25 protein-coding genes are annotated in these 26684 nt (G+C 71.8%); 7 read left to right on the forward strand and 18 right to left on the reverse strand.

Annotated elements, in window-relative coordinates; all coding sequences use genetic code 11:
• Nucleotides 1-17: 17 nt before the first annotated feature.
• Nucleotides 18-1061: a serine hydrolase domain-containing protein gene (locus BLW82_RS16880; protein WP_093499592.1), complete on the forward strand. Its 1044-nt coding sequence runs from the start codon at nt 18-20 to the stop codon at nt 1059-1061.
• 388 nt (nt 1062-1449) lie between these two features.
• On the opposite strand, the gene BLW82_RS16885 is transcribed toward BLW82_RS16880, so the two are convergent.
• Nucleotides 1450-3156, reverse strand: coding sequence for a glycerol-3-phosphate dehydrogenase/oxidase (locus BLW82_RS16885; RefSeq protein WP_093499593.1), 1707 nt, complete (start codon nt 3154-3156; stop codon nt 1450-1452).
• A 589-nt stretch (nt 3157-3745) separates the two neighbouring features.
• Here BLW82_RS16885 and BLW82_RS16890 point away from each other — a divergent pair.
• Nucleotides 3746-4969 carry a nucleotide sugar dehydrogenase gene (locus tag BLW82_RS16890; RefSeq protein ID WP_093499594.1) on the forward strand — a complete coding sequence of 408 codons (1224 nt, stop codon included), beginning with the start codon at nt 3746-3748 and terminating at the stop codon, nt 4967-4969.
• Nucleotides 4970-5372: 403 nt separating this feature from the next.
• Here BLW82_RS16890 and BLW82_RS16895 read toward each other — a convergent pair whose 3' ends face one another.
• The 4 genes from BLW82_RS16895 to BLW82_RS16910 all read right to left on the reverse strand — a co-directional run bounded on the left by BLW82_RS16895 (nt 5373) and on the right by BLW82_RS16910 (nt 9769).
• On the reverse strand, nt 5373-6497 hold the full coding sequence (locus BLW82_RS16895; protein WP_093499595.1) for a GuaB3 family IMP dehydrogenase-related protein: 1125 nt from the start codon (nt 6495-6497) through the stop codon (nt 5373-5375).
• Nucleotides 6498-6613: 116 nt separating this feature from the next.
• Nucleotides 6614-8116 carry an IMP dehydrogenase gene (gene guaB, locus BLW82_RS16900; RefSeq protein WP_093499596.1) on the reverse strand — a complete coding sequence of 501 codons (1503 nt, stop codon included), beginning with the start codon at nt 8114-8116 and terminating at the stop codon, nt 6614-6616.
• A gap of 176 nt (nt 8117-8292) precedes the next feature.
• The gene (locus BLW82_RS16905) at nt 8293-8880 is read right to left on the reverse strand and encodes a sigma-70 family RNA polymerase sigma factor (RefSeq protein WP_089099378.1); all 588 of its coding nucleotides are present in this window, start codon (nt 8878-8880) and stop codon (nt 8293-8295) included.
• Between the two features lie 277 nt (nt 8881-9157).
• On the reverse strand, nt 9158-9769 hold the full coding sequence (locus tag BLW82_RS16910; protein ID WP_003948568.1) for a response regulator transcription factor: 612 nt from the start codon (nt 9767-9769) through the stop codon (nt 9158-9160).
• 381 nt (nt 9770-10150) lie between these two features.
• Between BLW82_RS16910 and BLW82_RS16915 the strand changes: the two genes are divergently transcribed.
• Nucleotides 10151-10480: a WhiB family transcriptional regulator gene (locus BLW82_RS16915; protein WP_093499597.1), complete on the forward strand. Its 330-nt coding sequence runs from the start codon at nt 10151-10153 to the stop codon at nt 10478-10480.
• Between the two features lie 81 nt (nt 10481-10561).
• On the opposite strand, the gene BLW82_RS16920 is transcribed toward BLW82_RS16915, so the two are convergent.
• Nucleotides 10562-11461: a LysR family transcriptional regulator gene (locus BLW82_RS16920; protein WP_093499598.1), complete on the reverse strand. Its 900-nt coding sequence runs from the start codon at nt 11459-11461 to the stop codon at nt 10562-10564.
• Nucleotides 11462-11542: 81 nt separating this feature from the next.
• Here BLW82_RS16920 and BLW82_RS16925 point away from each other — a divergent pair, with 81 nt between their 5' ends.
• The 3 genes from BLW82_RS16925 (at nt 11543) to BLW82_RS16935 (ending at nt 13911) form a co-directional block, all read left to right on the forward strand.
• On the forward strand, nt 11543-12211 hold the full coding sequence (locus BLW82_RS16925) for an MOSC domain-containing protein (protein WP_093499599.1): 669 nt from the start codon (nt 11543-11545) through the stop codon (nt 12209-12211).
• A 97-nt stretch (nt 12212-12308) separates the two neighbouring features.
• Nucleotides 12309-13082, forward strand: a complete 774-nt coding sequence (locus BLW82_RS16930; RefSeq protein WP_093499600.1) for an SDR family NAD(P)-dependent oxidoreductase — start codon at nt 12309-12311, stop codon at nt 13080-13082.
• A gap of 121 nt (nt 13083-13203) precedes the next feature.
• Nucleotides 13204-13911 (forward strand): ester cyclase, encoded by a 708-nt coding sequence (locus tag BLW82_RS16935; protein WP_093499601.1) that lies wholly within the window; start codon nt 13204-13206, stop codon nt 13909-13911.
• A 124-nt stretch (nt 13912-14035) separates the two neighbouring features.
• Here the strand turns inward: BLW82_RS16935 and groL are convergent, their stop codons facing one another.
• From groL to BLW82_RS16955, 4 genes are all read right to left on the reverse strand, one after another.
• On the reverse strand, nt 14036-15658 hold the full coding sequence (gene groL / locus BLW82_RS16940) for a chaperonin GroEL (RefSeq protein WP_093499602.1): 1623 nt from the start codon (nt 15656-15658) through the stop codon (nt 14036-14038).
• Nucleotides 15659-15784: 126 nt separating this feature from the next.
• Nucleotides 15785-16093 (reverse strand): co-chaperone GroES, encoded by a 309-nt coding sequence (gene groES, locus BLW82_RS16945; protein WP_004955293.1) that lies wholly within the window; start codon nt 16091-16093, stop codon nt 15785-15787.
• A 259-nt stretch (nt 16094-16352) separates the two neighbouring features.
• A complete protein-coding gene (locus tag BLW82_RS16950) occupies nt 16353-17156 on the reverse strand; it encodes a polysaccharide deacetylase family protein (RefSeq protein WP_093499603.1) in 804 nt (267 codons plus the stop codon).
• Nucleotides 17153-18046 (reverse strand): polysaccharide deacetylase family protein, encoded by an 894-nt coding sequence (locus tag BLW82_RS16955; protein WP_093499604.1) that lies wholly within the window; start codon nt 18044-18046, stop codon nt 17153-17155. The genes BLW82_RS16950 and BLW82_RS16955 overlap by 4 nt, the downstream gene beginning before the upstream one ends.
• Nucleotides 18047-18136: 90 nt before the next feature.
• Between BLW82_RS16955 and BLW82_RS16960 the strand changes: the two genes are divergently transcribed.
• Nucleotides 18137-19309: a class I SAM-dependent methyltransferase gene (locus tag BLW82_RS16960; RefSeq protein ID WP_256215836.1), complete on the forward strand. Its 1173-nt coding sequence runs from the start codon at nt 18137-18139 to the stop codon at nt 19307-19309.
• 168 nt (nt 19310-19477) lie between these two features.
• Here BLW82_RS16960 and BLW82_RS16965 read toward each other — a convergent pair whose 3' ends face one another.
• The 8 genes from BLW82_RS16965 to tsaB all read right to left on the reverse strand — a co-directional run bounded on the left by BLW82_RS16965 (nt 19478) and on the right by tsaB (nt 26550).
• Nucleotides 19478-20758 carry an RNA polymerase sigma factor gene (locus BLW82_RS16965; RefSeq protein WP_256215837.1) on the reverse strand — a complete coding sequence of 427 codons (1281 nt, stop codon included), beginning with the start codon at nt 20756-20758 and terminating at the stop codon, nt 19478-19480.
• 43 nt (nt 20759-20801) lie between these two features.
• Entirely contained in the window at nt 20802-21158 is a 357-nt protein-coding gene (locus tag BLW82_RS16970) for a YciI family protein (RefSeq protein ID WP_093499607.1), read from the reverse strand.
• A gap of 143 nt (nt 21159-21301) precedes the next feature.
• Nucleotides 21302-22270 (reverse strand): LCP family protein, encoded by a 969-nt coding sequence (locus BLW82_RS16975; RefSeq protein WP_093508091.1) that lies wholly within the window; start codon nt 22268-22270, stop codon nt 21302-21304.
• A gap of 411 nt (nt 22271-22681) precedes the next feature.
• The gene (locus BLW82_RS16985; RefSeq protein ID WP_093499609.1) at nt 22682-23719 is read right to left on the reverse strand and encodes a LacI family DNA-binding transcriptional regulator; all 1038 of its coding nucleotides are present in this window, start codon (nt 23717-23719) and stop codon (nt 22682-22684) included.
• Between the two features lie 285 nt (nt 23720-24004).
• The gene (locus BLW82_RS16990; RefSeq protein WP_093499610.1) at nt 24005-24265 is read right to left on the reverse strand and encodes a hypothetical protein; all 261 of its coding nucleotides are present in this window, start codon (nt 24263-24265) and stop codon (nt 24005-24007) included.
• Nucleotides 24262-25356, reverse strand: coding sequence for a tRNA (adenosine(37)-N6)-threonylcarbamoyltransferase complex transferase subunit TsaD (gene tsaD, locus BLW82_RS16995; protein ID WP_093499611.1), 1095 nt, complete (start codon nt 25354-25356; stop codon nt 24262-24264). Before tsaD ends, BLW82_RS16990 begins: the two co-directional genes overlap by 4 nt.
• Nucleotides 25349-25876, reverse strand: a complete 528-nt coding sequence (gene rimI, locus BLW82_RS17000) for a ribosomal protein S18-alanine N-acetyltransferase (RefSeq protein ID WP_093508092.1) — start codon at nt 25874-25876, stop codon at nt 25349-25351. Before rimI ends, tsaD begins: the two co-directional genes overlap by 8 nt.
• A 17-nt stretch (nt 25877-25893) precedes the next feature.
• Nucleotides 25894-26550, reverse strand: coding sequence for a tRNA (adenosine(37)-N6)-threonylcarbamoyltransferase complex dimerization subunit type 1 TsaB (gene tsaB / locus BLW82_RS17005; RefSeq protein ID WP_093499612.1), 657 nt, complete (start codon nt 26548-26550; stop codon nt 25894-25896).
• Between the last annotated feature and the right edge of the window lie 134 nt (nt 26551-26684).

The following is a 26684-nucleotide window of genomic DNA, read 5'->3' on the forward strand; positions in this document are numbered from 1 at the left end:
AGAAGGGAGGAACCCGGATGCCGTCGCTTCGGACACTGGTGGCCATACCGGTCTCTCTTGCCCTGCTGTTCGCCCCGCTGATGTCCGGTTCCGCCTCCTCCGCGGAAGCCAGGAACCCGCTCCTGTCACAGTTCGTCATCAAAGGCGGAGCACCGGCCGCCGCGCTTCTGGACCGCGACGGCGACGACGTCCGCTATGCGGGCGCCGGCAAAGGCATCGCCCGTGCCGACCACTTCCGGGCCGGCAGCATCACGAAGACGTTCATCGCCACCGTCGTCCTGCAACTGGCCGCGGAACACCGCCTCGCCCTCTCCGACTCCGTGGAGCGGTATCTGCCGGAACTGCTGCGCGGGCACGGCGTCGACGGACGGAAAATCACCCTGCGGGCCCTGCTCAGCCACACCGCCGGGCTCGCCGACTTCACCACGGTCACCCGGGGGGCCGTCCCGCTGGCCCCGCCTCAGGCCGTACGCCTCGCGCTCGCCCTCCCTTCGACCGGGCTGGGGCACTACGCGTACTCCAGCACCGACTACGTCGTGCTCGGCATGGTCATCCGTCAGGTCACCGGGCACTCCTACGCCACCGAGGTCCGGCAACGCATCATCACCCCCCTCCGTCTCACGGGCACCTCCTTCCCCGGTGCCCGCACCTCACTGCCCTCCCCGCACGGCCGCGCCTACGCGTCCGACGGCTCCGACGCCACCGAGCTCGACCCGCGCGTGGCCGGCGCGGCGGGTGAGCTGGTGACCACGCTCGACGACCTGGACCGCTTCTACGCGGCGCTGCTGGACGGCGAGCTGCTGCCCCCGCGCCGGCTGCGCGAAATGCTCGACACCCGTGCCGCACATGGCGTGTACGGCCTGGGAATCTTTCCTGTGAAGCTGCCGTGCGGGACCACGGTGTGGGGACACAACGGCCGGATCGCGGGCAGCTACGTGCGGAGCGCTGCCTCGATCGGCGGCCGGCATGTCCTCACGTTCCGTGTGAACACGACGGCGCTCGCAGACCCGGCCCTCGAACCCGCACTGCTCGCGGCCGAGTTCTGCCCTCGCAATGGGTAGAACGGCCGGGTCCGGGAGGAAGATCCCGCTGCCGGGTCGCTCGATCGGATGATCTCTGAGGGTCGATCCGGCACGGTCGGTCCGGCACGGTCGGTCCGGCACGGTCGGTCCGGCACGGTCGGTCCGGCACGGTCGGTCCGGCACGGTCGGTCCGGCACGGTCGGTCCGGCACGGTCGGTCCGGCACGGTCGGTCCGGCACGGTCGGTCCGGCACGGTCGGTCCGGCACGGTCGGTCCGGCACGGTCGGTCCGGCACGGTCGGTCCGGCACGGTCGGTCCGGCACCGCCGGAAACCACCGTCGCGGCTGGGCGCCGTCACGGCGGGCGCCGTCCCCGCGGGGGCGGACTTTCCGGCGGCCGACCGACACGCAGGGCCGGGGATGGCGGACTATCGCGGCACGATCTCCGGTGCTCCCAGCCTCGCCGCGTCCGCCGTCTGGTCGTCCGGCTGGAGTTGGGACTCGCGTTCGGCCTCGACGCGCTTCTCGTAGTGCTCGACCTCGCGTTCGATCTGGTCCTTGTCCCAGCCGAGGACCGGGGCCATCAACTCGGCGGCCTCGCGGGCGCTGCGGGTGCCGCGGTCGAAGGTCTCGATGGAGATGCGGGTGCGCCGGGTCAGGACGTCGTCGAGGTGGCGCGCGCCCTCGTGGGAGGCCGCGTAGACGACCTCGGCGCGCAGGTAGTCGTCGGCGGCCGACAGCGGCTCGGCCAGGCCGGGGTCGGCGGCGATGAGGTCGAGGACCTCCTCCGCCGTCGAGCCGTAGCGGTTGAGGAGATGCTCGACACGGACCACGTGCAGACCGGTGCGGGCGGCGATCCTGGCCCGGGCGTTCCACATCGCCCGGTAGCCCTCCGCGCCGAGCAGCGGGATGTCCTCGGTGACGCACTCCGCGACCCGCATGTCGAGCCCGTGCACCGCCTCGTCGACGGCGTCCTTGGCCATCACCCGGTACGTCGTGTACTTGCCGCCCGCGACGACCACGAGCCCCGGCACCGGATGCGCGACCGTGTGCTCGCGCGACAGCTTGCTGGTGGCGTCGGACTCACCGGCCAGCAGCGGGCGCAGACCGGCGTAGACGCCCTCCACGTCGTCGCGCGACAGCGGCACCGCGAGCACCGAGTTGACGTGGTTGAGGAGGTAGTCGATGTCGGCGCTGGAGGCGGCCGGGTGGGCCTTGTCCAGGTCCCAGTCGGTGTCGGTCGTACCGATGATCCAGTGCCGCCCCCAGGGGATGACGAACAGGACCGACTTCTCGGTGCGCAGGATCAGGCCCGTCGTGGAGTGGATGCGGTCCTTGGGGACGACCAGGTGGATGCCCTTGGAGGCGCGGACGTGGAACTGGCCGCGCTCGCCGACCATCGCCTGCGTGTCGTCGGTCCACACCCCGGTCGCGTTGACGACCTGCTGGGCGCGGATCTCGTACTCCCCGCCGCTCTCCACGTCCTGCACCCGGGCCCCGACGACCCGCTCGCCCTCGCGCAGGAACCCGGTCACGCGCGCGCGGTTGGCCGCCTTCGCGCCGTACGACACCGCGGTGCGCACCAGGGTCGCCACATAGCGGGCGTCGTCCATCTGGGCGTCGTAGTACTGGATGGCGCCGACGAGAGCGTCCTTGCGCAGCGCGGGCGCGACCCGCAGGGCGTGACGGCGGCTCAGGTGGCGGTGGGCCGGCAGGCCCCGGCCGTGGCCACGGGCCATCGCCATCGCGTCGTAGAGCGCGACGCCCGAGCCGGCGTACAGGCGCTCCCAGCCCTGGTGCTGGAGCGGGTAGAGGAACGGCACCGGCTTGACCAGGTGCGGAGCGAGGCGTTCCAGGAGCAGGCCGCGCTCCTTGAGGGCCTCGCGGACCAGGGCGAAGTCGAGCATCTCCAGGTAGCGCAGGCCGCCGTGGATCAGTTTGCTGGACCTGCTGGAGGTACCCGAGGCCCAGTCGCGGGCCTCGACGATGCCGGTGTTCAGGCCCCGGGTGACCGCGTCCAGCGCGGTACCCGCGCCGACCACTCCGCCGCCCACCACGAGCACGTCCAGCTCGCGCTCGGCCATGGCCGCCAGGGACTCCGCTCGCTGCTCCGGCCCCAGTGTCGCTGTCCTCACCGCTGCCTCCCGCTCTGCCGCCATGCGGCCATCGCTCGCCATCGGTCCATCGCTCGCCGCCGGCCACCGCCGGCCGGCGGCCGCCATCAGCCACCGCCGCCCGCGGGCCGCCGGTCGCCATCGGCCGTCGATCGCCGCGGAGGGCATCGGGTGCCTGCGGCCGTCGATCGCCGTTGTCACCGGTACCCGTCTACCCGCCGGTCCTGGGCCGATGTCGGTCACTGGTCGTCGTCGGTCGTCGGTAGTCGGTCGCGCCGTTGTCCCGGGTCGCCGGCCGGGTCGTAGAAGGGATCGTCGAATGGGTCGTGGACCGCGGCGTCCGCCGTCGAACGCGTCGTCGGTCATCGGTCGCGTCGGCCGCGCCCCCGGCGGGCGTGGCCCCTGCCCAAATTCTGACCGGCCGGCCCGGCTTCAGCCACCACTCACCCCCAGCCTGTGGACAACGGTCACCGAACCCATGGAAGACACATGAACACAATCCCGCATAACGGTCATATTTACTCCTAGTCTGACCGTGCGCCTCGCTCATCCTGTCCACAGGGCTTGCGCACCTGTCCCGCTTCGGTTACTGGGAAGGACGGCCCACGCCATGCCCGCAGACCTCGCCGTCATCGGACTCGGTCCCTACGGCCTGCCCCTCGCCCAGGCCGCCGTGGCCGCCGGCGTCTCCACGATCGGCTATGCCACCGACCCGGAGGCCGGCGGCCCCGACGCGGGCTCGCTGAGCCCCGCCGAGCTGCGCCGGATGCTCGCGAAGGGCTTCCGGGTGGCCGAGGATCCGGCACAGCTGGGACGGGTGCGCACCGCCGTGATCTGCGCGCCGGCCCCGCGCGGCGCCGACGGCGGGCTCGACCTGGGCCCGGTGGAGGCCGCCGCCCGCACCCTGGCCGCGCGGCTGCGTCCGCACACGACGGTGATCCTGGAGTCCCCCGTCCATCCGGGGACGACGGAGGACTTCCTGCGGCCGCTGCTGGAGAAGGGTTCGGGCCTGCGCGCGGGCCGCGACTTCCACCTCGCCTATTCGCCCAGTCGGGTGAATCCCGGCAACCGGGACTTCACGCCGGCCAACACCCCGAAGGTCATCGGCGGCGTCACGCCCGCGTGCACGGAATCGGCCGCCACGTTCTACGGCCGGCTCACCGACAAGGTGGTACGCGCGCGTGGCCCGCGCGAGGCCGAGACCGTGCAGCTCCTGGAGACCAACTTCCGGCACGTCAACATCGCCCTCGTCAACGAGATGGCCGTCCTCTGCCACGATCTGGGCGTCGACCTGTGGGACGTCATCCGCTGCGCGGAGACCAAGCCGTTCGGCTTCCAGGCCTTCCGTCCGGGCCCCGGGGTCGGCGGCCACGGCGTCGCCCAGGACCTGTCCGGCCACGCGGGCCGGGGCCTGCGCATGGTGGAACTGGCCCAGCAGGTCAACAGCCGGATGCCGGGGTACGTCGTGCAGCGCGCCGCCGCCCTCCTCAACGAGCACGGCAAGTCGGCGCGTGGTGCGCGCGTGCTGCTGCTCGGGGTCACCTACAAGGCCGACCTGGCCGACCAGCAGAACAGCCCCGCCCAGGAGATCGCGATGCGCTTCATGGAGCTGGGTGCCTCGGTCAGCTACCACGACCCGCACATCGCGTCCTGGAACGTCCTGGACCGCCCGGTGCCGCGCGCGGACTCCCTCTACGAGGCGGCCGCCGACGCCGACCTGACGATCCTGGTCCAGCAGCACCGCACGTACGACCTGCAGGGCCTGTCGGTGAAGGCCCAGTTGCTGCTGGACACCCGCGGGGCGACCCCGACGGGGGCGGCGCACCGGCTCTGAGCGGGCCCGGCGCCCGCGGCAGGCCGCTCGCCGACCGGCGGGCGGGGGCGAAGAGGGGCGCGTGGGTGGCTGTGGCTCGTGAGGTGGTCGCGGACGGGGTGGGGCGCGGCTGACTTACCGGGCGGTGTAGCCCGGTGCAGCGGGTCGTGCGGTGCCGCGGAGGCTCCTGGGAAGTGAACGGGTGTCCGCCCCTGGTCCTCATGGGGCGGCCGCTCTCCAGCCCTGGGCCGCTGAACGGAGGATCCGGTACCGGACGACGCCGGTACACCCCGCGTTCGCCACAACCGCAACCGCACGCCCCTCCCCCTCAACACGCGCCCCCACCGGCGCACTTGGGCATGCGAAAGGGCCGGTCGCCCGCCCGGGGCGACCGGCCCTGCGTCCGCCGTACGGCGGCTGATGCCTACCGCTTGTGCTGCGCGTCCGCCACCGTCACCTCGACGCGCTGGAACTCCTTCAGCTCGCTGTAGCCGGTGGTGGCCATGGCGCGGCGCAGGGCGCCGAAGAGGTTCATCGAGCCGTCGGGGGTGTGGGACGGGCCGGTGAGGATCTCCTCGAGGGTGCCGACCGTGCCGAGGTCGACCTTCTTGCCGCGCGGGAGCTCCTCGTTGACGGCCTCCATGCCCCAGTGGTGGCCCTTGCCGGGCGCGTCCGTCGCGCGGGCGAGCGGGGAGCCCATCATCACCGAGTCGGCGCCGCAGGCGATCGCCTTGGGGAGGTCGCCGGACCAGCCGACACCGCCGTCGGCGATGACGTGGACGTAGCGGCCGCCGGACTCGTCCATGTAGTCGCGGCGGGCGGCGGCCACGTCGGCGACGGCGGTGGCCATGGGGACCTGGATGCCGAGCACGTTGCGCGTGGTGTGGGCGGCGCCGCCGCCGAAGCCGACCAGGACACCGGCCGCGCCCGTGCGCATCAGGTGCAGGGCCGCCGTGTACGTGGCGCAGCCGCCGACGATCACGGGGACGTCCAGCTCGTAGATGAACTGCTTCAGGTTCAGCGGCTCGTGCGAGGACGAGACGTGCTCCGCGGAGACCGTCGTGCCGCGGATGACGAAGATGTCGACGCCCGCGTCCACGACCGCCTTGGAGAACTGGGCGGTGCGCTGCGGGGAGAGCGCGGCCGCCGTGACCACGCCGGAGTCGCGCACCTCCTTGATGCGCGCGCCGATCAGCTCCTCCTTGATGGGAGCCGCGTAGATCTCCTGGAGGCGGCGGGTGGCGGTGTCGGAGTCCAGCCCGATGATCTCGTCGAGCAGCGGCTGCGGGTCCTCGTGCCGCGTCCAGAGGCCTTCGAGGTTGAGCACGCCCAGGCCGCCGAGCTCGCCGATGCGGATCGCCGTGGCCGGGGAGACGACCGAGTCCATGGGGGCGGCCAGGAACGGCAGCTCGAAGCGGTAGGCGTCGATCTGCCAGGCGATCGAGACCTCCTTCGGGTCCCGCGTACGGCGGCTGGGGACGACGGCGATGTCGTCGAAGGCGTACGCCCGGCGGCCGCGCTTGCCGCGCCCGATCTCGATCTCAGTCACGTCTGTGGCCTTTCCCTCTGCGTTTCAGCGTCTTCCAGTATCGCCGACCGGTACGGCAAGGGCGGCCCCGGTGCGCCCGGGACCGCCCTGGAAAGACCCTGAAGAGGCTCCGGCGACTACTTGCGGCTGTAGTTCGGCGCCTCGACCGTCATCTGGATGTCGTGCGGGTGGCTCTCCTTGAGGCCCGCGGCGGTGATCCGCACGAAGCGGCCCTTGGACTCCATCTCCTCGACGGTGGCCGCGCCCACGTAGCCCATGGTCTGGCGGAGCCCGCCGACGAGCTGGTGCAGCACGTTGGCCAGCGGGCCGCGGTAGGGCACCTGGCCCTCGACGCCCTCGGGGACGAGCTTGTCGTCGGAGGAGACCTCGGCCTGGAAGTAGCGGTCCTTCGAGTACGACCGGCCCTGGCCGCGCGACTGCATGGCGCCGAGCGAGCCCATGCCGCGGTACGACTTGAACTGCTTGCCGTTGATGAAGAGCAGCTCGCCCGGGGACTCCTCACAGCCCGCGAGGAGGGAGCCCAGCATCACCGTGTCGGCACCGGCCGCGAGCGCCTTGCCGATGTCGCCGGAGTACTGCAGGCCGCCGTCGCCGATCAGCGGGACACCGGCCGCGCGGGCGGCGAGGGACGCCTCGTAGATGGCGGTGACCTGCGGGACGCCGATGCCGGCGACCACGCGGGTGGTGCAGATCGAGCCGGGGCCCACGCCGACCTTGATGCCGTCGACACCGGCGTCGATCAGCGCCTGCGCGCCGTCGCGGGTGGCGACGTTGCCGCCGACCACGTCGACGTCGACACTGGACTTGATCTTCGCCATCCAGCTGAGGGCGTTGCTGTTGTGGCCGTGCGAGGTGTCGACGACCAGGAAGTCCACGCCGGCCTCGGCGAGCGCCTGGGCCCGCTCGAGGGCCTCGGGGCTCGCGCCGACGGCGGCGCCGACGAGCAGGCGGCCCTCGGAGTCCTTGGCCGCGTTCGGGTACTTCTCGGCCTTGACGAAGTCCTTGACCGTGATCAGGCCCTTGAGGATGCCCTGGTCGTCGACGAGCGGCAGCTTCTCGATCTTGTGCTTGCGCAGCAGCTGCATGGCCTCGGTGCCGGAGATGCCGACCTTGCCGGTGACCAGCGGCATCGGCGTCATGACCTCGTGGACGCGGCGCGAGCGGTCGCTCTCGAAGGCCATGTCGCGGTTGGTGACGATGCCGAGCAGCTTCCGGTCGGGGTCGGTGACCGGGACACCGCTGATCCGGAACTTCGCGCACAGCGCGTCGGCCTCGGCGAGGGTGGCGTCCGGGTGCACCGTGATCGGGTCGGTGACCATGCCGGACTCGGACCGCTTCACCAGGTCGACCTGGTTGACCTGGTCCTCGACGGAGAGGTTGCGGTGCAGCACGCCGACCCCGCCGAGCCGGGCCATGGCGATCGCCATGCGGGACTCGGTGACCTTGTCCATCGCGGCGGAGAGCAGCGGGATGTTGACCCGGACGTTGCGGGAGATGCGGGACGAGGTGTCGACCGCGTTCGGGAGGACCTCGGAGGCTCCCGGCAGCAGCAGCACGTCGTCGTAGGTCAGCCCGAGCGTGGCGAATTTGTCGGGCACTCCGTCGACGTTGGTGGTCATGACACCTTCCCCAAATGGCCTTGATCGGTGCGGATGTCCATGCTAACGGGAAGCACGGCTCCCGAATTCCACGGTACGACTCAGCTCCAGGCTTCGTATGTTCGTACGGGAACGGACGTGCGCCTGTTCATCGGGAGGGGGCCGAGCCCGGTCGGACCGGGGCGGGACACCGCCGCCTACTGCTCCGCCAGCGCCCGCAACCGGCTCAGGGCCCGGTGCTGGGCGACCCGCACCGCACCCGGTGACATTCCCAACATCTGGCCGGTCTCCTCGGCCGTGAGGCCCACGGCGATGCGGAGCAGCAGCAGCTCGCGCTGGTTCTCCGGGAGGTTGGCCAGGAGTTTCTTGGCCCACTCGGCGTCGCTGCTGAGCAGCGCGCGCTCCTCGGGGCCGAGGGAGTCGTCGGGGCGTTCCGGCATCTCGTCGGAGGGGACGGCCGTGGAGCCCGGGTGGCGCATCGCGGCGCGCTGCAGGTCGGCGACCTTGTGGGACGCGATCGCGAAGACGAAGGCCTCGAAGGGGCGGCCGGTGTCGCGGTACCGCGGCAGGGCCAGCAGGACCGCCACGCAGACCTCCTGGGCGAGGTCCTCGACGAAGTGGCGGGCGTCGCCCGGGAGGCGGGACAGGCGGGTGCGGCAGTAGCGCAGCGCGAGGGGGTGAACATGGGCGAGCAGGTCGTGCGTGGCCTGCTCGTCCCCGTCCACGGCGCGATGGACGAGAGCGCCGATCGTCCCCACGGCAGTGACCGCCTCGTCGTCGCGCATCGGTCCATGGTGCCCTGCTGCCGTCGGCGGCGCGGCATCGCCTCCGTCGTTGTGCACCGAAGCGTTATGAGCAGGTGCGCCGGAACTCATCTCCTGCGCCCTCCCCTTCCGCTCGAACGACTCGTCCCCGAGAGACTCCACACCTCAAGGATGCGGCATCCGCGCCGAAACGAGCAGCACGCCTTCGGCGCTCCGCCTTGTGGACCCCGCCCACCATCGGGTAGGCGGGGGCGTCCGGTCGGTCCGCTTCTCCACTGCGGCGCAGATCACCGCCGTACTAACGAACCAGACCCCAGCGGAAGCCGAGGGCCACCGCGTGGGCGCGGTCGGAGGCTCCGAGCTTCTTGAACAGGCGCCGGGCGTGGGTCTTCACGGTGTCCTCGGAGAGGAACAGCTCGCGGCCGATCTCGGCGTTGGAGCGGCCGTGGCTCATGCCCTCCAGGACCTGGATCTCGCGCGCGGTGAGGGTGGGGGCGGCCCCCATCTCGGCCGAGCGGAGGCGGCGGGGGGCCAGCCGCCAGGTCGGGTCGGCGAGGGCCTGGGTCACGGTGGCCCGCAGTTCGGCGCGCGAGGCGTCCTTGTGCAGGTAGCCGCGGGCCCCGGCGGCGACGGCCAGGGCCACGCCGTCCAGGTCCTCGGCGACCGTGAGCATGATGATGCGCGCGCCGGGGTCGGCGGACAGCAGCCGTCGCACGGTCTCGACGCCCCCCAGTCCGGGCATGCGCACGTCCATCAGGATCAGGTCGGATCGGTCGGCGCCCCAGCGGCGGAGGACTTCCTCGCCGTTGGCCGCCGTCGTCACACGCTCGACGCCGGGCACGGTCGCCACCGCGCGGCGCAGCGCCTCTCGGGCAAGCGGGGAGTCGTCGCAGACGAGGACGGATGTCATGACCGCCCTCCGCAGCTGATGCGCGTCACCTTGAGCCTCCAGGCTGGTACGGAATCGTCACCTGTGCGGTCGAACGTCTCGGACGCCTGCCCGAGAGCTTGTTGCTTCAACCGCCACCGCACTCTCAACGACGGTCACTCGAAAGAGTTACGGGGCTGCCTGCCGTCTTCGGCACTCTACGTGAGGGAGCGGACACGGTGCAGACATGGACGTCAGACCCTCAACTTTTCATCACAACCAATGCCCCATTTAGACCTTTTTCTTCCCGTTTCACAGTGTCTGGGGCTAGATTGCCAATGAGTCATATTTTCATCTCTCTAGACCGGAGATGTACGGTCGTTGGCACCGTATCCGCCCAGAACGGCTACAAGGGGTCACGTAATGGCAGATTTCTCCCGCCTTCCCGGACCGAACGCGGACCTGTGGGACTGGCAGCTCATGGCCGCCTGCCGCGGGGTCGACAGCTCGCTCTTCTTCCATCCCGAGGGCGAGCGCGGGGCGGCTCGGAGCGCCCGTGAGAACTCGGCCAAGGAGGTCTGCATGAGGTGCCCGGTCCGCGCGGAGTGCGCGGCGCACGCGCTGGCGGTCCGTGAGCCGTACGGCGTGTGGGGCGGCCTGACCGAGGACGAGCGCGAAGAGCTCATGGGGCGGGCGCGCAACAGGCTGGTGTCGGCGTCGACGACCAGCGGCGACTCCGCCTCCGACACGTGAAAGAACGTTTCTGCAATCTGTTGACAACGCGTTGACGATCTGTGGACGATCGGGCACGCGCGGGCACCCGGCGCCTTTCCGTCACGCCCGCCGGGCGGCCCGGCCCAGCTGATCGAGCGTCGCCGCCACCGCCGGCACCTGTGCCAGGTCGGGCAGCGTCAGGGCGACGATCTCCCGCCGCACCGTAGGTTCCAGGACCACCGTGCGCACACCTCTCGGCCGTACCGACTCGACCGCAAGACGCGGCAGCACGGCCACGCCCAGACCCGCGCCGACCAGGCCGACCACGGCCGGGTAGTCGTCGGTGGCGAAGTCGATACGGGGCGTGAAACCCGCACTCTCGCACGCCTGGACAAGCTGTCCCCGGCAGCGCGGACAGCCCGCGATCCAGGGCTCGTCGGCGAGTTCCCCGAGGGCGACCGACTCCGCACGGGCCAGCCGGTGCCGCTCCGGCACCAGGCCGACGAGCCGGTCGGTCAGCAGCGGCCGCACCACCAGGTCGTCCCACTCCTCGGCGTCCGCGGCGCCCTCGTAACGGAAGGCCAGCGCGATGTCGCAGTCGCCCGCGCGCAGCAGCTCCACGGACTTCGGCGGCTCGGCCTCCTCCAGGGAGACGCGGGTGCCGGGGTGGGCGGCGCGCAGGGCGGCGAGGGCGGTCGGGACCAGGGTGGAGCTGCCGCTCGGGAAGGAGACCAGGCGGACCCGGCCCGCGCGCAGCCCGGCGATCGCGGCGACCTCCTCCTCGGCGGCGGTGAGCCCGGCGAGGATCCCGGAGGCGTGCCGGACCAGGGCCTCGCCGGCCTGGGTCAGGCGCATCTCGCGGCCGTTGCGGACCAGCAGCGGCGTGCCCACGGAGGTCTCCAGGGCCTTCATCTGCTGGCTGACGGCGGGCTGGGTGCAGCCCAGCTCGCGCCCCGCCGCCGAGAAGGACCCGGTGGTGGCGACCGCCCGCAGGACCCGGAGATGACGTGCTTCTATCACCCCTTGAGCATAAGGCCGACTTGGACATGGCGCCCGAAAACGCGTCGACGCTTTGGGGGGTGCTCCCGTACCGTGCGGAGCATGGAGCTTCTCTCGGTGAACCTCGGCCGTCCGACGCCGTCGCCGCACACGGACCAGGTGGACGGCGTGACCGGTATCGACAAGCGGCCGGCGGCCGGGCCGGTGCGGGTGGCGGCGCCCGGGCCGAAGGGGACCGCGGGCAGCGGCCTCGCCGGGGACGCGGTCTGCGAGCTGCGCCATCACGGCGGCGACGACCAGGCGGTGTACGCCTTCGCGCGCGAGGACCTCGACGACTGGGCGAAGGAACTCGGCCGCCCGCTGCCGAACGGCTGTTTCGGTGAGAACCTCACGACAAACGGGCTGAACGTGTCGGGGGCGCTGATCGGCGAGCGCTGGCGGATCGGTCCCGAGGTCGTGCTGGAGGTCACCTCCGGGCGCATCCCGTGCCGTACGTTCCAGGGCCATCTGGGCGAGCGGGTATGGGTGAAGAGATTCACGCGGAAGGGTGCCACCGGTGCCTACCTCCGGGTGATCGAACCGGGTGAGATCCGGGCCGGCGACCCCATCGAGATCATCCACCTGCCGGAGCACGGGGTGACGGCCGCGATGGAGTTCCGCGCGACCACCACCGAGCGGGAGCTGCTGCCCCGGCTGCTCGCGGCGGGCGCGGCCCTGCACCCGGAGGCGCTGGCGCTGGCCCGTAAGTACGTGGCGGCGCAGAGCGGCTGAACGGCCGTCACGCGCGGGCCGTTCACCGGCGCTTCACCCTCAGGGAGAGCCGGTGCGCACAGCGGACGCCGTCGGTCCGGGTAACTACCCTTGGTCCATGACAACGGCTCTGATTACGGGATCGACCGCGGGGATCGGTGCCGCGTTCGCGCGGCGGCTGGCGGCTGACGGGCACAACCTCGTCCTGGTGGCGCGGGACACCAAGCGGCTGCGCGAGCAGGCGACCGAGCTGCACGACCGGCACGGCATCGAGGCGGAGGTGCTCACCGCCGACCTCGCCGAGGACGCCGGCATCGAGTCGGTCGCCGCCCGGCTCGGGGACCGCCGTCACCCGGTCGACCTGCTGGTCAACAACGCCGGCTTCGGCAACAAGGGCCGTTATCTGGACGTCTCGATGGCCGACGAGCTGCGCATGCTCAAGGTGCACTGCGAGGCGGTGCTGCGGCTGACCTCGGCCGCGGCCGAGGCGATGCGCGAGCGCGGCCGCGGCGGAGTGGTCAACGTGGCGTCGGTGGCGGCCTTCGTGCCGCGCGGGACGTACGGCGCCTCCAAGGCGTGGGTCGTGCAGTTCACCCAGGGCGCGGCGCGCGACCTCGCGGGCAGCGGGGTGCGGCTGATGGCGCTGGCGCCGGGGTTCGTCCGTACGGAGTTCCATCAGCGGGCCGGGATGGGCACGGACAACATCCCGGACTGGATGTGGCTGGACGCGGACAAGCTGGTCGCGGCGGCGCTGGCCGACCTCGCGCGCGGGAAGACGCTGTCGGTCCCGGATCCCCGCTACAAGGTGCTGACGGGCCTGGCGAAGGTGGCGCCGCGCGGGCTGGTGGGCGGCATCAGCGCGAAGACGGGCCGCAAGTACGGGCCGCAGTAGGGACCAGGACCCGGCCCGCCCCGGACCCGTCCTATCGGAACATATCGGGGCACACCGGGACGGGTCCGGTGAGACGATGGTGTCGTTCGGTCGCGCCCGCAGGGGGGCCGGAGGCGGTGTCATGACGTTCGTGCAGCTCATCGAGTGCAGGACCAGGCGGTTCGACGAGATGGACCGGCTGATGGACAGGTGGGTCGAGCAGACCAAGGGGAAGCGGACGGCGACGCACACGCTGGTCGGCAAGGACCGCACCGACGCGGAGCGCGTCGTGGAGATCGTGGAGTTCCCGTCGTACGAGGAGGCGATGCGGAACTCGCGGCTCCCGGAGACCGACAAGGTCTTCCACGAGCTGCTGGCGCTGTGCGAGGGGACGCCGAGGTTCACCGATCTGGACGTGGTGCGCGACGAGGGGCTGTTCGCCGGCACCGCGCGGCGGTTCTTCGAGACGATCGCCGCGCCCGGCCCGCTGGTTCCGCTGGACGGCCTGCTCGCCGAGGACTACCACGACCACGATCCGGTCGAGGGACAGGACACCATCGGCATGGACGCGATGCGGCGCAAGCTGGAGATGTGGCGGGGGGCCTTCGACTTCACGTTCCTCGTCGAGGACCAGATCGCCCAGGGCGACCGGGTGTGCACCAGGTGGCTGTGGACGGGCGTGCAGAAGGCGGCGTTCATGGGCGTGGCCAACACCGGCCGGCAGGCCACCATGGCCGGAACCACCATCCACCGCTTCGGCGCCGACGGGAAGATGGCCGAGGGCTGGCTGCAGTACGACCGGATGGGACTGCTGGCTCAGCTGGGTGCGCTGGACGCGCTGGAGAACTAGGCCGACCATCGAAGGACCCGCGAGGGGCGAAGCCCCCGTTCCCGGCGGACGACCGGGAACGGGGGCTTCCTCAGAGACCGGTTCCTCCAAGACTGGCGCCTCGGAGACCTCGGAGTCCGGTGCCTCAGTGCGAGTGGCCGTGGGAGTGGCCGGCGGCGGCCTCTTCCTCTTCCTTCTTCTCGACGACCAGGGTCTCGGTCGTGAGCAGCAGGGAGGCGATGGAGGCGGCGTTCTCCAGGGCGGAGCGGGTGACCTTGACCGGGTCGATGACGCCGGCCTTGACCAGGTCGCCGTACTCGCCGGTGGCGGCGTTGTAGCCGTTGCCCTTCTCCAGCTCGGCGACCTTGGAGACGATGACGTAGCCCTCCAGGCCGGCGTTCTCGGCGATCCAGCGCAGCGGCTCGACGGCGGCCTTGCGGACCACGGAGACACCGGTGGCCTCGTCGCCGGTCTTGCCGAGGTTGTCGTCGAGGACCTTCACGGCGTGGACGAGCGCGGAGCCACCACCGGAGACGATGCCCTCCTCGACCGCGGCGCGGGTCGCGGAGATGGCGTCCTCCAGACGGTGCTTCTTCTCCTTCAGCTCCACCTCGGTGGCGGCGCCGACCTTGATCACGCACACGCCGCCGGCCAGCTTCGCGAGGCGCTCCTGGAGCTTCTCGCGGTCCCAGTCGGAGTCGGTGTTCTCGATCTCGGCCTTGATCTGGGCGACGCGGCCGCTGACCGCACCGGAGTCACCGGCGCCGTCGACGACCGTGGTGTCGTCCTTGGTGACCGTGACACGGCGGGCGGAGCCCAGCACGTCCAGGCCGACCTGGTCGAGCTTGAGGCCGACCTCCTCGGAGACGACCGTGGCGCCGGTGAGGATCGCCAGGTCCTCCAGCATCGCCTTGCGGCGGTCGCCGAAGCCGGGGGCCTTGACCGCGACCGCGTTGAAGGTGCCGCGGATCTTGTTGACGACCAGGGTCGACAGGGCCTCGCCCTCGACGTCCTCGGCGATGATCAGCAGCGGCTTCGAGGCGTTGGACTGGATGATCTTCTCGAGCAGCGGCAGCAGGTCCGCGATGGAGGAGATCTTGCCCTGGTTGATGAGGATGTAGGGGTCCTCCAGGACGGCTTCCATGCGCTCCTGGTCCGTCACGAAGTACGGCGACAGGTAGCCCTTGTCGAAGGCCATGCCCTCGGTGAAGTCCAGCTCCAGACCGAAGGTGTTGGACTCCTCGACGGTGATGACACCGTCCTTGCCGACCTTGTCCATCGCCTCGGCGATGAGCTCGCCGACCTGCTGGTCCTGGGCGGACAGCGCGGCGACGGCGGCGATGTCGGACTTCTCGTCGATCGGGCGGGCCGACGCGAGCAGGTCCTCGGAGACGGCGGCGACCGCGGCGTCGATGCCCTTCTTCAGGGCGGCCGGGGAGGCACCGGCGGCGACGTTCTTCAGGCCCTCGCGGACGAGCGCCTGAGCCAGCACGGTGGCGGTGGTCGTACCGTCACCCGCGATGTCGTTGGTCTTGGTCGCCACCTCCTTGACCAGCTGCGCGCCGAGGTTCTCGTACGGGTCCTCGATCTCGACCTCGCGGGCGATCGTGACACCGTCGTTGGTGATGGTGGGGGCGCCGAACTTCTTGTCGATGACGACGTTGCGGCCCTTGGGGCCGATCGTCACCTTCACCGTGTCGGCAAGCTTGTTGACGCCGCGCTCAAGGGCGCGACGGGCGTCCTCGTCGAACTTCAGGATCTTCGCCATGGCAGCGGATGCCCTCTCGGAAATCTGGGGTGAACAAGGCTGCGCCCCTGGCGCCCGGCTTCTCGGAGGATCGCGGGGGCCAGGGGCGCAGCTTCAAGCGGAGTGCTTGAGGTGTGAGTCGCAGGCTTACTTCTCGATGATCGCGAGCACGTCGCGAGCCGAGAGGACGAGGTACTCGTCGCCGTTGTACTTCACCTCGGTGCCGCCGTACTTGCTGTAGAGCACGACGTCGCCGACCTTGACGTCGAGCGGCAGGCGCTCGCCGTTCTCGAAACGGCCCGGGCCCACGGCGAGGACGGCGCCCTCCTGGGGCTTCTCCTTCGCGGTGTCCGGGATGACCAGGCCGGAGGCCGTGGTCTGCTCGGCGTCGAGCGGCTGGACCACGATGCGGTCCTCAAGCGGCTTGATGGCAACCTTGGAGCTGGCGGTCGTCACGATCCGACCTCCCCCTTCGGAGATCTCACGGGGTTAACTGTCTGAGGTGGCGACCAGGTCGATCCGTCGTCGCGGGTGCCGGACCTGCCCGTCGCGTTGTTGGCACTCTCATCTGCCGAGTGCCAGAGCCGAGACTATGACCGTGATTAGCACTCGGTCAAGCGGAGTGCCAATTGCGTGCGGCGCGGCGCCGGAATCGCCCTCCCGGGGGGGGCGTCACGGGGCGACGGCGGCGCGCACCTCCCCGACCAGGATCGGGCTAGAGATAGTCCTCAAGACGGCCCACCGTCAGCCCGCTCGCCTGCACCCGGCGCAGCAGCCGGGCGGTGCGCACCCTGAGGGTCGGGCCGAGTGCCTCGTCGGGGCCCACCAGGATGATGTCGCCGGGGCGGAGCTGTCTGTCGCCGGTCCGGTAGCTGATGCCGTCGGGGGTCGTCGCCGCCCGCCACAGCACCACCGCGGCGACTCCGCAGTCGTCCGCGGCGCGCAGGGTGGTGGTGTCGTAGGTGCCGTAGGGCGGGCGGAAGAGGCGGGGCCGGATGCCGAAGCGGGACTTCAGCTTCTCCTGCTGGCCGCAGATCTCGGCGCGCTGGCCGGCGTACGGCAGGCCGGGCATGGCCGGGTGGTCGAGGGTGTGGTTCTCGACGCTCGCGCCGACCGACTGGAGGCGGGCGAAGTGGCCGTAGCCGGGACCGACCACGCTGTCCGTGAGGAACATGCTCACCGGCAGCCGCAGTTCGCGGACCATGTCGACGAAGCGGGGGTCCTTCTCGGCCCCGTCGTCGTAGGTCAGGAAGACCACCCGGTCGGAGGTGGTGACGTGGTCGACGACCGGTGGGAGGCCGGTGCGCACGGACAGCGGGTGCAGCGGCGGGCGGGGCGCCGGGGCGAGCGGCTCGGTCAGACCCCATTGGCGGTACGTCGGCTCGCCGGACGGGCCGTGCGGGTGCACCCGGTCGGCCGCCTTCCTGCCGAGCCGTTCGATGGGGTCGACGGAGGGCGCGCACGCGGACAGCAGGAGGGCGGCGGCCAGGACAGCGGCCGTCGCCCTCGGTCGGCTCACAGGTAGTCCTCCAGGCGCGCCACCGCGTAGCCGTCACGGGTGACCTTGTTCAGGAAGCGGCGCATGTCGTCGACCATGGTGCCGTCCCAGTCGTTCCGGCCCCGGAAGTGCGTGAGGACGATGTCTCCGGGGTGCAGCGAGCGGTCCCACTCGCGGTACTCCCAGTGGTCGACGAACACCTCCTCGTCCCAGATCGGCGCGTACTTGATGCCGCAGGTCTTGGCGGCGCGCAGGGTGTCGCCGTTGTAGTTGCCGTAGGGCGGCCGGAAGACCGTCGGCGCCTTGCCGAACTGCCGCTTCATGATGTCCTGCATGCCGCAGATCTCGTGCTTCTGCTCCTCGTAGGTCAGACCGGGCAGGTAGGGGTGGGTGAGGGTGTGGTTGTTGAGGGTGTGGCCCTCGGCCTGCATCCGGCGGAAGTAGCCGTAGTCGTCCTTGACCAGGTAGTTGCTGAGGAACGCGGTGTAGGGGATGTGCAGCTCGCCCATCATCCGCAGGAAGTCCGGGTCCTTCTCGGCGCCGTCGTCGATGGTGAGGAAGACGACCTTCTTCCTGGTGGGGACCGTGGTGAAGACCGGGGGGAGGTCGTCCTCGACCTGGCCGTCCACCTCGAAGCCGTCGCGAGCGGTGATCGCCGGCTTGCGCTTCGGCGGGGCCGGAGGCCGCAGCGGGACCGCGTCGAGACCCCAGCGCCGGGCGGCGGCGACCAGGGCGGCGTGGTCGTCGGGGGCGGCGGCGCCCCGGTGGGCCTGCTGGCCCGCGGCGGGCCGGACCGCGGCCTCGTCCCCCGGCCCGCCGCAGCCGGAGACGACGGCGACGGCCGCTACGGCGGTGAGGGCAACCATGGCCGAAACCACCCTATTTTTGTCATTTTGTACGACTGCTCGCATGGCCTCGGATCTTTCCAGCCCTCTCCCCGGAACCCCGGCAGACACCTCGGCCGGAGGCGAACCGTCCACCGACTGGCCGACAATGACCCGGTGAACGACCTCCTCTCCCTCCTCCTCACCCCCGAGGGCCACGCCCTCCTCGACGAGGTGCGCGGCACCGCGCCCGCCGACGAGCTGGCCGTGGCCACCCGGCTGCGCCGCGAGCACCCCGCCGAGCTGGTGTCGGCGGCGCTGGCCCAGGCCCGGCTGCGGCAGCGGGCGGCGGCGAAGTTCGGGGAGGCGGACGCGGACCGCATGTTCTTCACGCCGAACGGGGTCGAGCAGTCGACGCGGGCGACAGTCGCCGCGTACCGGGCCGAGCGGCTGAAGGCGCTCGGGGTGACCTCGGTGGCCGACCTGTGCTGCGGGATCGGGGGCGACGCGATCGCGCTGGCGCGGGCCGGCATCCGCGTCCTCGCCGTGGACCGGGACCCGGTGACGGCGGCCACCGCCCGCGCGAACGCCGGGGCGCTCGGGCTCGCCGACCTGATCGAGGTCCGGGAGGCGGACGTCCAGGAGGTGGACACGGCCGGCCACGACGCCGTCTTCGTCGACCCGGCCCGGCGCGGCGGCCGCGGCCGCATCTTCGACCCCGAGGCCTACTCACCGCCCCTGTCCTGGGCGGTGGCGACCGCGTCGGCGGCCCGGGTGGCCGCGCTGAAGATCGCCCCCGGCATCCCGCACGAGGCGGTCCCGGCGGCGGCCGAGGCGGAGTGGATCTCGGACGGCGGCGACGTGAAGGAGGCCGTCCTCTGGTTCGGCACCGGCGCCCCCGGGGCCGTCCGCGCCACCCTCCTGCCCGGCCCGCGCACCCTGCTCGGCCGCGGCCTGCCCGACCCCGCCGTCCGCCCGGTCGGCCGTTACCTCTACGAGCCGGACGGCGCCGTCATCCGCGCCCACCTGGTCGCCGAGGCGGCCGAGGAACTGGCCGGCGGCCTCATCGACCCGACGATCGCCTACGTCACGGCCGATACGCTCCGGGCCACCGACTACGCCACGGCGTACGAGATCACGGACGAACTCCCCTTCAACGTCAAGAGGCTGAAGGCCCTGCTGCGGGAGCGCGAGGTCGGGAACCTGACCGTGAAGAAGCGCGGGTCGGCGGTGGAGCCGGAGGAACTGCGCAGGAAGGTCAAGCCGCAGGGCCCGAACGCGGCGACCGTGTTCCTGACCCGGGTGGCGGGGGCGCCCACGATGCTCCTCGGCCACCCCGCCCGGCCCTAGTGCCGCAACAGGCAACGTTCGCCCCGTCACGACGCCCGGCACGCACTCTCGCCGCACCAGCCGAAAGCCCAAGTACATCCAGTACGAGGACTTCCGGCCGGCACGCCGAGAGCACGCACCGGACGCCGCTCCTTGACGGGCGAACGTTGCCTGCCGCGGCACTAGCGGCTAGGCCTCCGCCGCCCGGCGCCGCAGCAGTTCCCGTTCCCGCTCGTTGTGCGCGAGACCCGCGGCCCGTTCGAACTCCGCGCGGGCCTCGGCCGTGCGCCCGAGGCGGGCCAGCAGGTCGCCGCGGACGCTCGGCAGGAGGTGGTAGCCGCTCAGGGCGGGTTCGGCGGTCAGCGAGTCCACGATCGCGAGGGCCGCCGCCGGGCCGTCCGCCATCGACACGGCCACCGCCCGGTTCAGCTCGACGACCGGGGACGGGGAGCGGGCCGCCAGCAGCCCGTACAGGGTGGCGATGGCCCTCCAGTCGGTCTCCTCGTACGTGTACGCGTGCGCGTGGCAGGCCGCGATGGCCGCCTGGAGGGCGTACGGCCCCGGCGCGCCGGTCGCCGTGGCGTCCGCGCGGGCCAGGGCCCTGATGCCGCGGGCGATGAGCATGCGGTTCCAGCGGCGGCGGTTCTGGTCCCGCAGGAGGACCGGTGCGCCGTCGGGCCCGGTGCGGGCGGCCGTACGGGAGGACTGGAACTCCAGGAGGGAGGTGAGGGCGTGCACCTCCGGTTCCTTCGGCATCAGGGCGGACAGGAGGCGGGCCAGCCGCAACGCGTCCTCGCAGAGCGACGGGCGCAGCCAGTCGTCGCCCGCCGTGGCCGCGTAGCCCTCGTTGTAGACCAGGTAGATGACGTCCAGGACCGAGCCGAGCCGGGCCTCGCGGTCGGGTCCGTACGGCACCTCGAAGGCGACGTTCTTCGTCGCGAGGGTGCGTTTGGCGCGGACGATGCGCTGGGCGACCGTCGGCTCGGGGACCAGGAAGGCGCGGGCGATCTCGGCCGTGGTCAGGCCGCCGAGGAGGCGCAGGGTGAGAGCCGTGCGTGCCTCGGGCGAGAGCACCGGGTGGCAGGTGGTGAAGACGAGCCGGAGCAGGTCGTCGTCGATGTCGTCCGGGTCGGCGGGTTCCTCCGGCGGGGCCGTCGTCTCGGTGGCGCGGCCGATCTCGGCGAGCTTGCGGGCGTAGTTCTCCCGGCGCCGGATCAGGTCGACGGCGCGGTGCCGGGCGGTCGCCATGAGCCAGGCGCCCGGGTTGTCGGGCACGCCGTCCCGGGGCCACTGCTCAAGGGCTGCGACCAGCGCGTCCTGCGCCAGCTCCTCCGCGATGCCGACGTCCCGGACGATCCGGGCGACGCCGGCGATCACGCGGGGCGATTCGAGCCGGAAGACGGTCTCGATGGCGTGGCGGGGGTCGGCCGCGGCGGAGGCGGCGGGCCCGGCGGGGGGCTGTGTGCTCACAGCCCCCCATGCAACACCCGCCACCGGGCGTACGCCAGGAGGATCAGCCCTCCGCGATCTCCCGGACCTCACAGGTCACGGTCCAGAACTCCTCGTGCACCTTGAGGAACCGCTTGGTCCACTCCAGGGCCTCGGCCTTGTCCTTGCACTGCATGATCGCGTACCCGCCGACGACCTCCTTGGCCTCGGTGAACGGTCCGTCGGTGACGGAGATCTTGCCGCCCTCCCAGTGCACCCGGGTGCCCTGGGCGGTCGGCGTGAGGCCCGCGGTGTCCAGCATCACGCCGGCCTTGGTGATCTCCTCGATCAGCTCGCCCATCCGCTGCATCAGCTCCTCGCTGGGGCCTTCGGCGGGGGCGGTGTTCTCGTCGATCTTCACGAGCGACAGGTAACGGGGCATGGTGGCTCCTGGTGTTCCGGTGCGGTGCGGGGTCTCTCCCCGCATCTCACCCTTGCGTCGAACGGGCCGCCCCCGGATCGACACGCGCACCCAGGATTCCCCGAAGTTTTTTTCCGGGAGGTATTCCGGCCCCTGCGGAGCGCCTATCGCAGGGACTCCCACAGCTCGCCCGCCGCCGGCTCCTTCGCGATCACCCGGTTGTGGTCGGAGGGCGCGGTCACCACCGGCATCATCACCGTCTTCGTGTGGTCGGAGGTCAGCCCCTTCAGGCTCTGCCCGAGCCGCATCAGCTCGCTGAGCGAGTCCAGACCGGTGTCGGTGGTGAGGCTGGCGGTGACCGCGTCGGCGACCTCGTAGAGCTTGCCCGGGTCGGTCAGCAGGCTGATGGAGGCCATCCGGTCGAGGAGGGCCTTCACCAGTTTCTGCTGGAGCCCTATCCGGCCCAGGTCGCTGCCGTCGCCGATGCCGTGCCGGGTGCGGGCGAGTGCCAGGGCCTGGGTGCCGCCGAGGTGGTGGGTGCCCTTCTTCAGGTGCAGGTGGCTGTCGTCGTCGTCGATGTCCTGGTCGGTCGTCACGGTCACCCCGCCGAGCGCGTCGACCAGCTTCGCGAAGCCCGAGAAGTCGATCTCCAGATAGTGGTCCATGCGGACGCCGGTGATCGACTCGACCGTCTTGACCGCGCACACCGCCCCGCCCACCGAGTAGGCGCTGTTGAACATCGCGTTGTAGGCGACGGACGTCGAGCCGCCGGAGGAGAGCGGGCAGGAGGGCCGGGTGACCAGGGTGTCGCGCGGGATGCTGACGATCGTGGCGGACGTGCGGCCGGCGTCGACGTGGACGACCATCGCGGTGTCGGAGCGGGCGCCCGAGCTGCTGCCGCCGCCGAGCTTCTTGTTCTCCTTGCCGCTGCGCGAGTCCGAGCCCAGCACCAGGATGTTCATCGAACCGGTGGGAAGCGGGGATGCGGAGGCGGACGCGGACGGCTCGGCCGGCGGTGTCGTCACCGCCTTCGCCGGGCGGTCGTCCCCGAGCGCGCTGTCGACGTCGACGCTCTTGATGTTGTCGTTGAGGTGCCAGTAGACCCACCCCGCGCCCGCGATGCCGAGCGTCATGACCCCCGCCAGGGTGAGGCCGACGATCCTCAGCGCTCTCGACCGCCGGCCCACCCGTCTGCCGGCGACGCCTTGCTCCTCGTGTCCCGTGTGTCCCGTCACAAGGCAGGAACGTAAGTCCGAATTATTAGGGGACTGTTAGCGCGAGCGTCGCGAAGAGGTTTTCTTCGGAAAATCTCACCCTTCTCACCCAGGGTTCAGCCCAGAGTCCAGCCCTGGGTTCGGCTCAGGGTGACGGTGGGCGCCGGATTGGTGCCGCTCCAGGACGGGTTGGACCCGGAGGTGACCGAACTCCCGTCCGCCACCGTCCCGTTGCGGGAGGCGTTGGCGCGGGAGACGGCCGCGCCGGACTGAGCAGGGAGCCGGTGACGCGGTGCCGATGGCCCTGCCCCTCGCGGGGGCAGTGCCATGTCACATACCACCGGGTCCTGGCGCCGCCGTGCTCGACCGCACCACCAGGCTCGTCGCCAGCTCCACCCGGGTCGCGGTCGTCGCCTCCTCCGCCCGCCCCATCTCGAGCACCAGCCGCGCGGCCGCCTCGGCCATCTCGGTCAGCGGCTGCCGTACGGTCGTCAGCGGCGGCCCCACCCAGCGGGCCAGCGGCAGGTCGTCGAACCCGACGACGCTCACGTCCTCCGGGATGCGCAGCCCCAGCTCACGCGCGGCCTCGTAGAGCCCGAGCGCCTGGAGGTCGTTGCCGGTGAAGATCGCGGTGGGCCGGTCGGGCATGCGCAGCAGCTCCAGACCGAGCCGGTAGCCGGCGTCGTGGTGGAAGTCGCCGGCCTTGATCAGGGCCGGGTCCACCGGCAGCCCGGCGGTCTCCAGCGCGGCCCGGTAACCGTCCACCCGGGCCCGGCTGCACATCATCCGGGACGGCCCGCTGATCGCCCCGATGCGCTGGTGCCCCAGTTCCACCAGGTGCCGGGTGGCGGCGAGCCCGCCCTGCCAGTTCGTCGCGCCGATCGACGGCACGTCCGGCCCCGGGTCCCCCGCCGGGTCCATCACCACGAACGGGATGGACCGGCTCAGCAGCAGCGCCCGCTGCGACTCGTCGAGCCCGGACAGCACCAGCACCACCCCGTGCGGCCGCCGCGCCGCCACCTGGTCCGCCCAGGTCCGTCCCGGGGTGAGCCGCCCGGCGCTCTCACTCAGCACGACGCTCAGGCCGGCGTCCCGGGCCACGTTCTCCACCCCCCGGATGACCTCCATCGCCCAGGCGCTCTCCAGCTCGTGGAAGACCAGGTCGATCAGCGGCGACCGGGAGGCCTCGGCGCGGCGCCGCCGGTAGCCGTAGGCGCGCAGCAGCTCCTCGACCCGGGTGCGGGTGGCCGGAGCGACGTCGGCGCGCCCGTTGAGGACCTTCGAAACAGTCGGAGCGGACACGCCGGCCTCACGGGCGATTTCGGCGAGCGTCGCCGTCTGCGTTTCTGTGGGCTTCGAAGGCGTCATGCCCGCGATCGTATCCCCGCGCTCCTCCCTTGACGAAGACCTGCGCACGCCACAGGTTCCCGGAACATTCGGTGTGTGGCACGAAACATTCGCGGCAGAGCGTTCGTAGCAGAGAACCCGCAGGGGAGCAGAGACGGGAGTTTCATGACCATCGCTCCCCGGCGCGACCCCGCGCTGCCCGCCGCCGCCCGTGTCGACGAGGGCGGGCGCGGCCTTCGGCGTTTGCGGATGTGGAGGGCGGCGGGGGTGGGGGCTGCTTCCCTGCCCGGCAACCCTTCGGGGCGCTCAGTCCGCCGCCACCGACTCGAACCGCCACCGGTGCACCGGGCGGCCCACCAACTCCTCCGGCGGGGAGGCGAGTTCGGGCAGGTCCGGGTCGCCGTACGAGGCGTCCCACCAGGTGATCACCAGCACCCGGTCCTGCGGTGCCCGGAAGGTGTCGCGGCGCAACGGGGGCTCGGGCAGGACCTGTTGCCGGGCCCAGGTGAGCAACTCCGCGCCCCGGCCCGGTACCGCCCGCGCCTCCCACATCAGCACGACCGTCACGAGTAGAGGTTCTCCTTGCTGACCTCGTGCACGTGGTCGTGGTGGTGGCTGCCGGGGACGTGCGGGTCGGTCACCGGCAGGGAGCTGTCCGCCGAGAGGTCCCAGCCGGACGGGGTCCGGTTGCGGGCGACCATCTCCGCGCCGAGCGCGGCCACCATCGCGCCGTTGTCCGTGCACAGCTTCATCCGCGGCACCCGGAGCCGGATGCCGGCCGCCTCGCAGCGCTCCGCCGCGAGGGCACGCAGCCGGGAGTTGGCGGCGACCCCGCCGCCGATCATCAGGTGGTCGACGCCCTCGTCACGGCAGGCCCGGACGGCCTTGCGGGTCAGGACGTCGACGACCGCCTCCTGGAAGGAGGCGGACACGTCGCGGACCGGGACCTCCTCGCCGGCCGCGCGCTTGGCCTCGATCCAGCGGGCCACCGCCGTCTTGAGACCGGAGAAGGAGAAGTCGTACGCCGGGTCGCGGGGGCCGGTGAGGCCGCGCGGGAAGGCGATCGCCGCGGGGTCGCCCTCCTTCGCGTACCGGTCGATGACCGGGCCGCCCGGGAAGCCGAGGTTCAGCACGCGCGCGATCTTGTCGAAGGCCTCGCCGGCCGCGTCGTCGATGGTCGCGCCGAGGGGGCGTACGTCGGAGGTGATGTCCGAGGACAGCAGCAGCGAGGAGTGGCCGCCGCTGACCAGGAGGGCCATCGTCGGTTCAGGGAGGGGACCGTGTTCCAGTTGGTCCACGCAGATGTGGGAGGCCAAGTGGTTCACGCCATAAAGGGGCTTCCCCAGGGCATAGGCGTACGCCTTCGCCGCCGAGACGCCGACCAGCAGCGCGCCGGCCAGGCCGGGGCCCGCCGTGACCGCGATGCCGTCGAGGTCCTTCGCACTCACGCCCGCGTCCTTCAGCGCGCGCTCGATGGTGGGGACCATCGCCTCCAGGTGGGCGCGGGAGGCGACCTCCGGGACGACCCCGCCGAAACGGGCGTGCTCGTCGACGGAGGAGGCGACGGCGTCGGCGAGCAGGGTGGTGCCCCGGACGATGCCGACGCCGGTCTCGTCGCAGGAGGTCTCGATCCCCAGCACCAGGGGTTCGTCAGCCATTGATCTCGGTTCCTTGTTCTGAGGTGGGCCCGGTGGCGGAGCCACTGCCGGGCTGCCCGGTCGTCAGGCGCATCACCAGGGCGTCCACGTTCCCCGGCTGGTAGTAGCCGCGTCTGAACCCGATGGGCTCGAAGCCGAACCGCTCGTAGAGCTTCTGGGCGCGGATGTTGTCGACCCGGCACTCCAGCATGACCTCGGCGCACTCGAAGGCGGTCGCGGCCCGCAGCAGTTCGGTGAGCAGTTCCGCGCCGAGCCCGGTGCCCCACTGGTCACGGCGTACGGCGATGGTCTGGATGTCGCCGACCGCGGCGGGGCCGCTGTCCTCGGAGGAGGCGCCCTGGGCGGCGAGCCCGCCGTACCCGACGATCCGGTCGCCCTCCATGGCCACCACGTACCGCCGGGTCGCCGCGGGTCCTCTGGCGTGCGCCAGTTCGGACCAGAACATCCCCCGCGACCAGGCGTCCTCGGGGAACAGGTCCTTCTCCAGCTCCAGGACCGGGTCGATGTCCCACCAGCGCATCTCGCGCAGCTGTGCGGTCACTTCGGGGTGACCACCTTGTAGTTCTTGGGCACCTGGGCGTCCGGCCGGCGCAGGTACAGCGGCCGGGGCGCGGGCAGTTCCTCGCCGGCGGCCAGCTTCGCGACGGCCAGCGACGCGAGGGCCGCGGCGGAGACGTGCTCGGGTTCGTGGACGACCGGGAAGGTGTCGGGGTAGAGCAGCGCCCCGGCGCCGATGGCGGGCAGCCCCGCGACCTTCTCGGCGATGTCGCCCGGCCGGTCCACGGCCGGCTCCGTGCGCCGGGTGTGCGAGTCCTCGTACACCGCCCAGTAGACCTCCTTGCGGCGGGCGTCGGTCGCGACCACGAACGGGCCCTTCTCGATGTCGGCCGCGTAGGCGAGCCCGTCGAGCGTGCACAGGCCGTGGACGGGCACGCCGAGCGCGAGCCCGAAGGTGTCCGCGGTCATCAGACCGACCCGCAGGCCGGTGTAGGGGCCGGGACCGATGCCGGTGACGATCTCGGTGACGGCGTCCAGCTTGACCCCGGCCTCGGCGAGGACGCGGTCGACGGCCGGCAGCAGCAGCTCGCCGTGCCGGCGCGCGTCCACCTGGCTCGACGAGGCGATGACGGCCGTGCCGTCGTGCAGGGCGACGGTGACGGCGGGGGTGGCGGTATCCAGAGCGAGCAAGAGCACGCGAACAGCCTACGGCTCCGGCGCCGCGAGCACGCCCGGCCGGGTCGGACGGTCACTGACTGCTACGGTCTGTACGAAGTACGACATATACGGCGAGGCTCCCCGTGAGGCTCTACGGCAGGCAGAGGTGGCGC

This window comes from Streptomyces sp. Ag109_O5-10, assembly GCF_900105755.1.
Lineage (GTDB): Bacteria > Actinomycetota > Actinomycetes > Streptomycetales > Streptomycetaceae > Streptomyces.

Bases quoted from the DNA above. Each gene is read 5' to 3' on its own strand.
- BLW82_RS16880 (WP_093499592.1), top strand. From the start codon at position 18: ATGCCGTCGCTTCGGACACTGGTGGCCATACCGGTCTCTCTTGCCCTG.
- BLW82_RS16890 (WP_093499594.1), top strand. From the start codon at position 3,746: ATGCCCGCAGACCTCGCCGTCATCGGACTCGGTCCCTACGGCCTGCCC.
- guaB (WP_093499596.1), bottom strand. From the start codon at position 8,116: ATGACCACCAACGTCGACGGAGTGCCCGACAAATTCGCCACGCTCGGG.
- BLW82_RS16905 (WP_089099378.1), bottom strand. From the start codon at position 8,880: ATGCGCGACGACGAGGCGGTCACTGCCGTGGGGACGATCGGCGCTCTC.
- BLW82_RS16910 (WP_003948568.1), bottom strand. From the start codon at position 9,769: ATGACATCCGTCCTCGTCTGCGACGACTCCCCGCTTGCCCGAGAGGCG.
- BLW82_RS16915 (WP_093499597.1), top strand. From the start codon at position 10,151: ATGGCAGATTTCTCCCGCCTTCCCGGACCGAACGCGGACCTGTGGGAC.
- BLW82_RS16925 (WP_093499599.1), top strand. From the start codon at position 11,543: ATGGAGCTTCTCTCGGTGAACCTCGGCCGTCCGACGCCGTCGCCGCAC.
- BLW82_RS16930 (WP_093499600.1), top strand. From the start codon at position 12,309: ATGACAACGGCTCTGATTACGGGATCGACCGCGGGGATCGGTGCCGCG.
- BLW82_RS16935 (WP_093499601.1), top strand. From the start codon at position 13,204: ATGACGTTCGTGCAGCTCATCGAGTGCAGGACCAGGCGGTTCGACGAG.
- groL (WP_093499602.1), bottom strand. From the start codon at position 15,658: ATGGCGAAGATCCTGAAGTTCGACGAGGACGCCCGTCGCGCCCTTGAG.
- BLW82_RS16955 (WP_093499604.1), bottom strand. From the start codon at position 18,046: ATGCGAGCAGTCGTACAAAATGACAAAAATAGGGTGGTTTCGGCCATG.
- BLW82_RS16970 (WP_093499607.1), bottom strand. From the start codon at position 21,158: ATGCCCCGTTACCTGTCGCTCGTGAAGATCGACGAGAACACCGCCCCC.
- BLW82_RS16975 (WP_093508091.1), bottom strand. From the start codon at position 22,270: ATGACGCTCGGCATCGCGGGCGCGGGGTGGGTCTACTGGCACCTCAAC.
- BLW82_RS16985 (WP_093499609.1), bottom strand. From the start codon at position 23,719: ATGACGCCTTCGAAGCCCACAGAAACGCAGACGGCGACGCTCGCCGAA.
- tsaD (WP_093499611.1), bottom strand. From the start codon at position 25,356: ATGGCTGACGAACCCCTGGTGCTGGGGATCGAGACCTCCTGCGACGAG.
- rimI (WP_093508092.1), bottom strand. From the start codon at position 25,876: ATGCGCTGGTGGGACATCGACCCGGTCCTGGAGCTGGAGAAGGACCTG.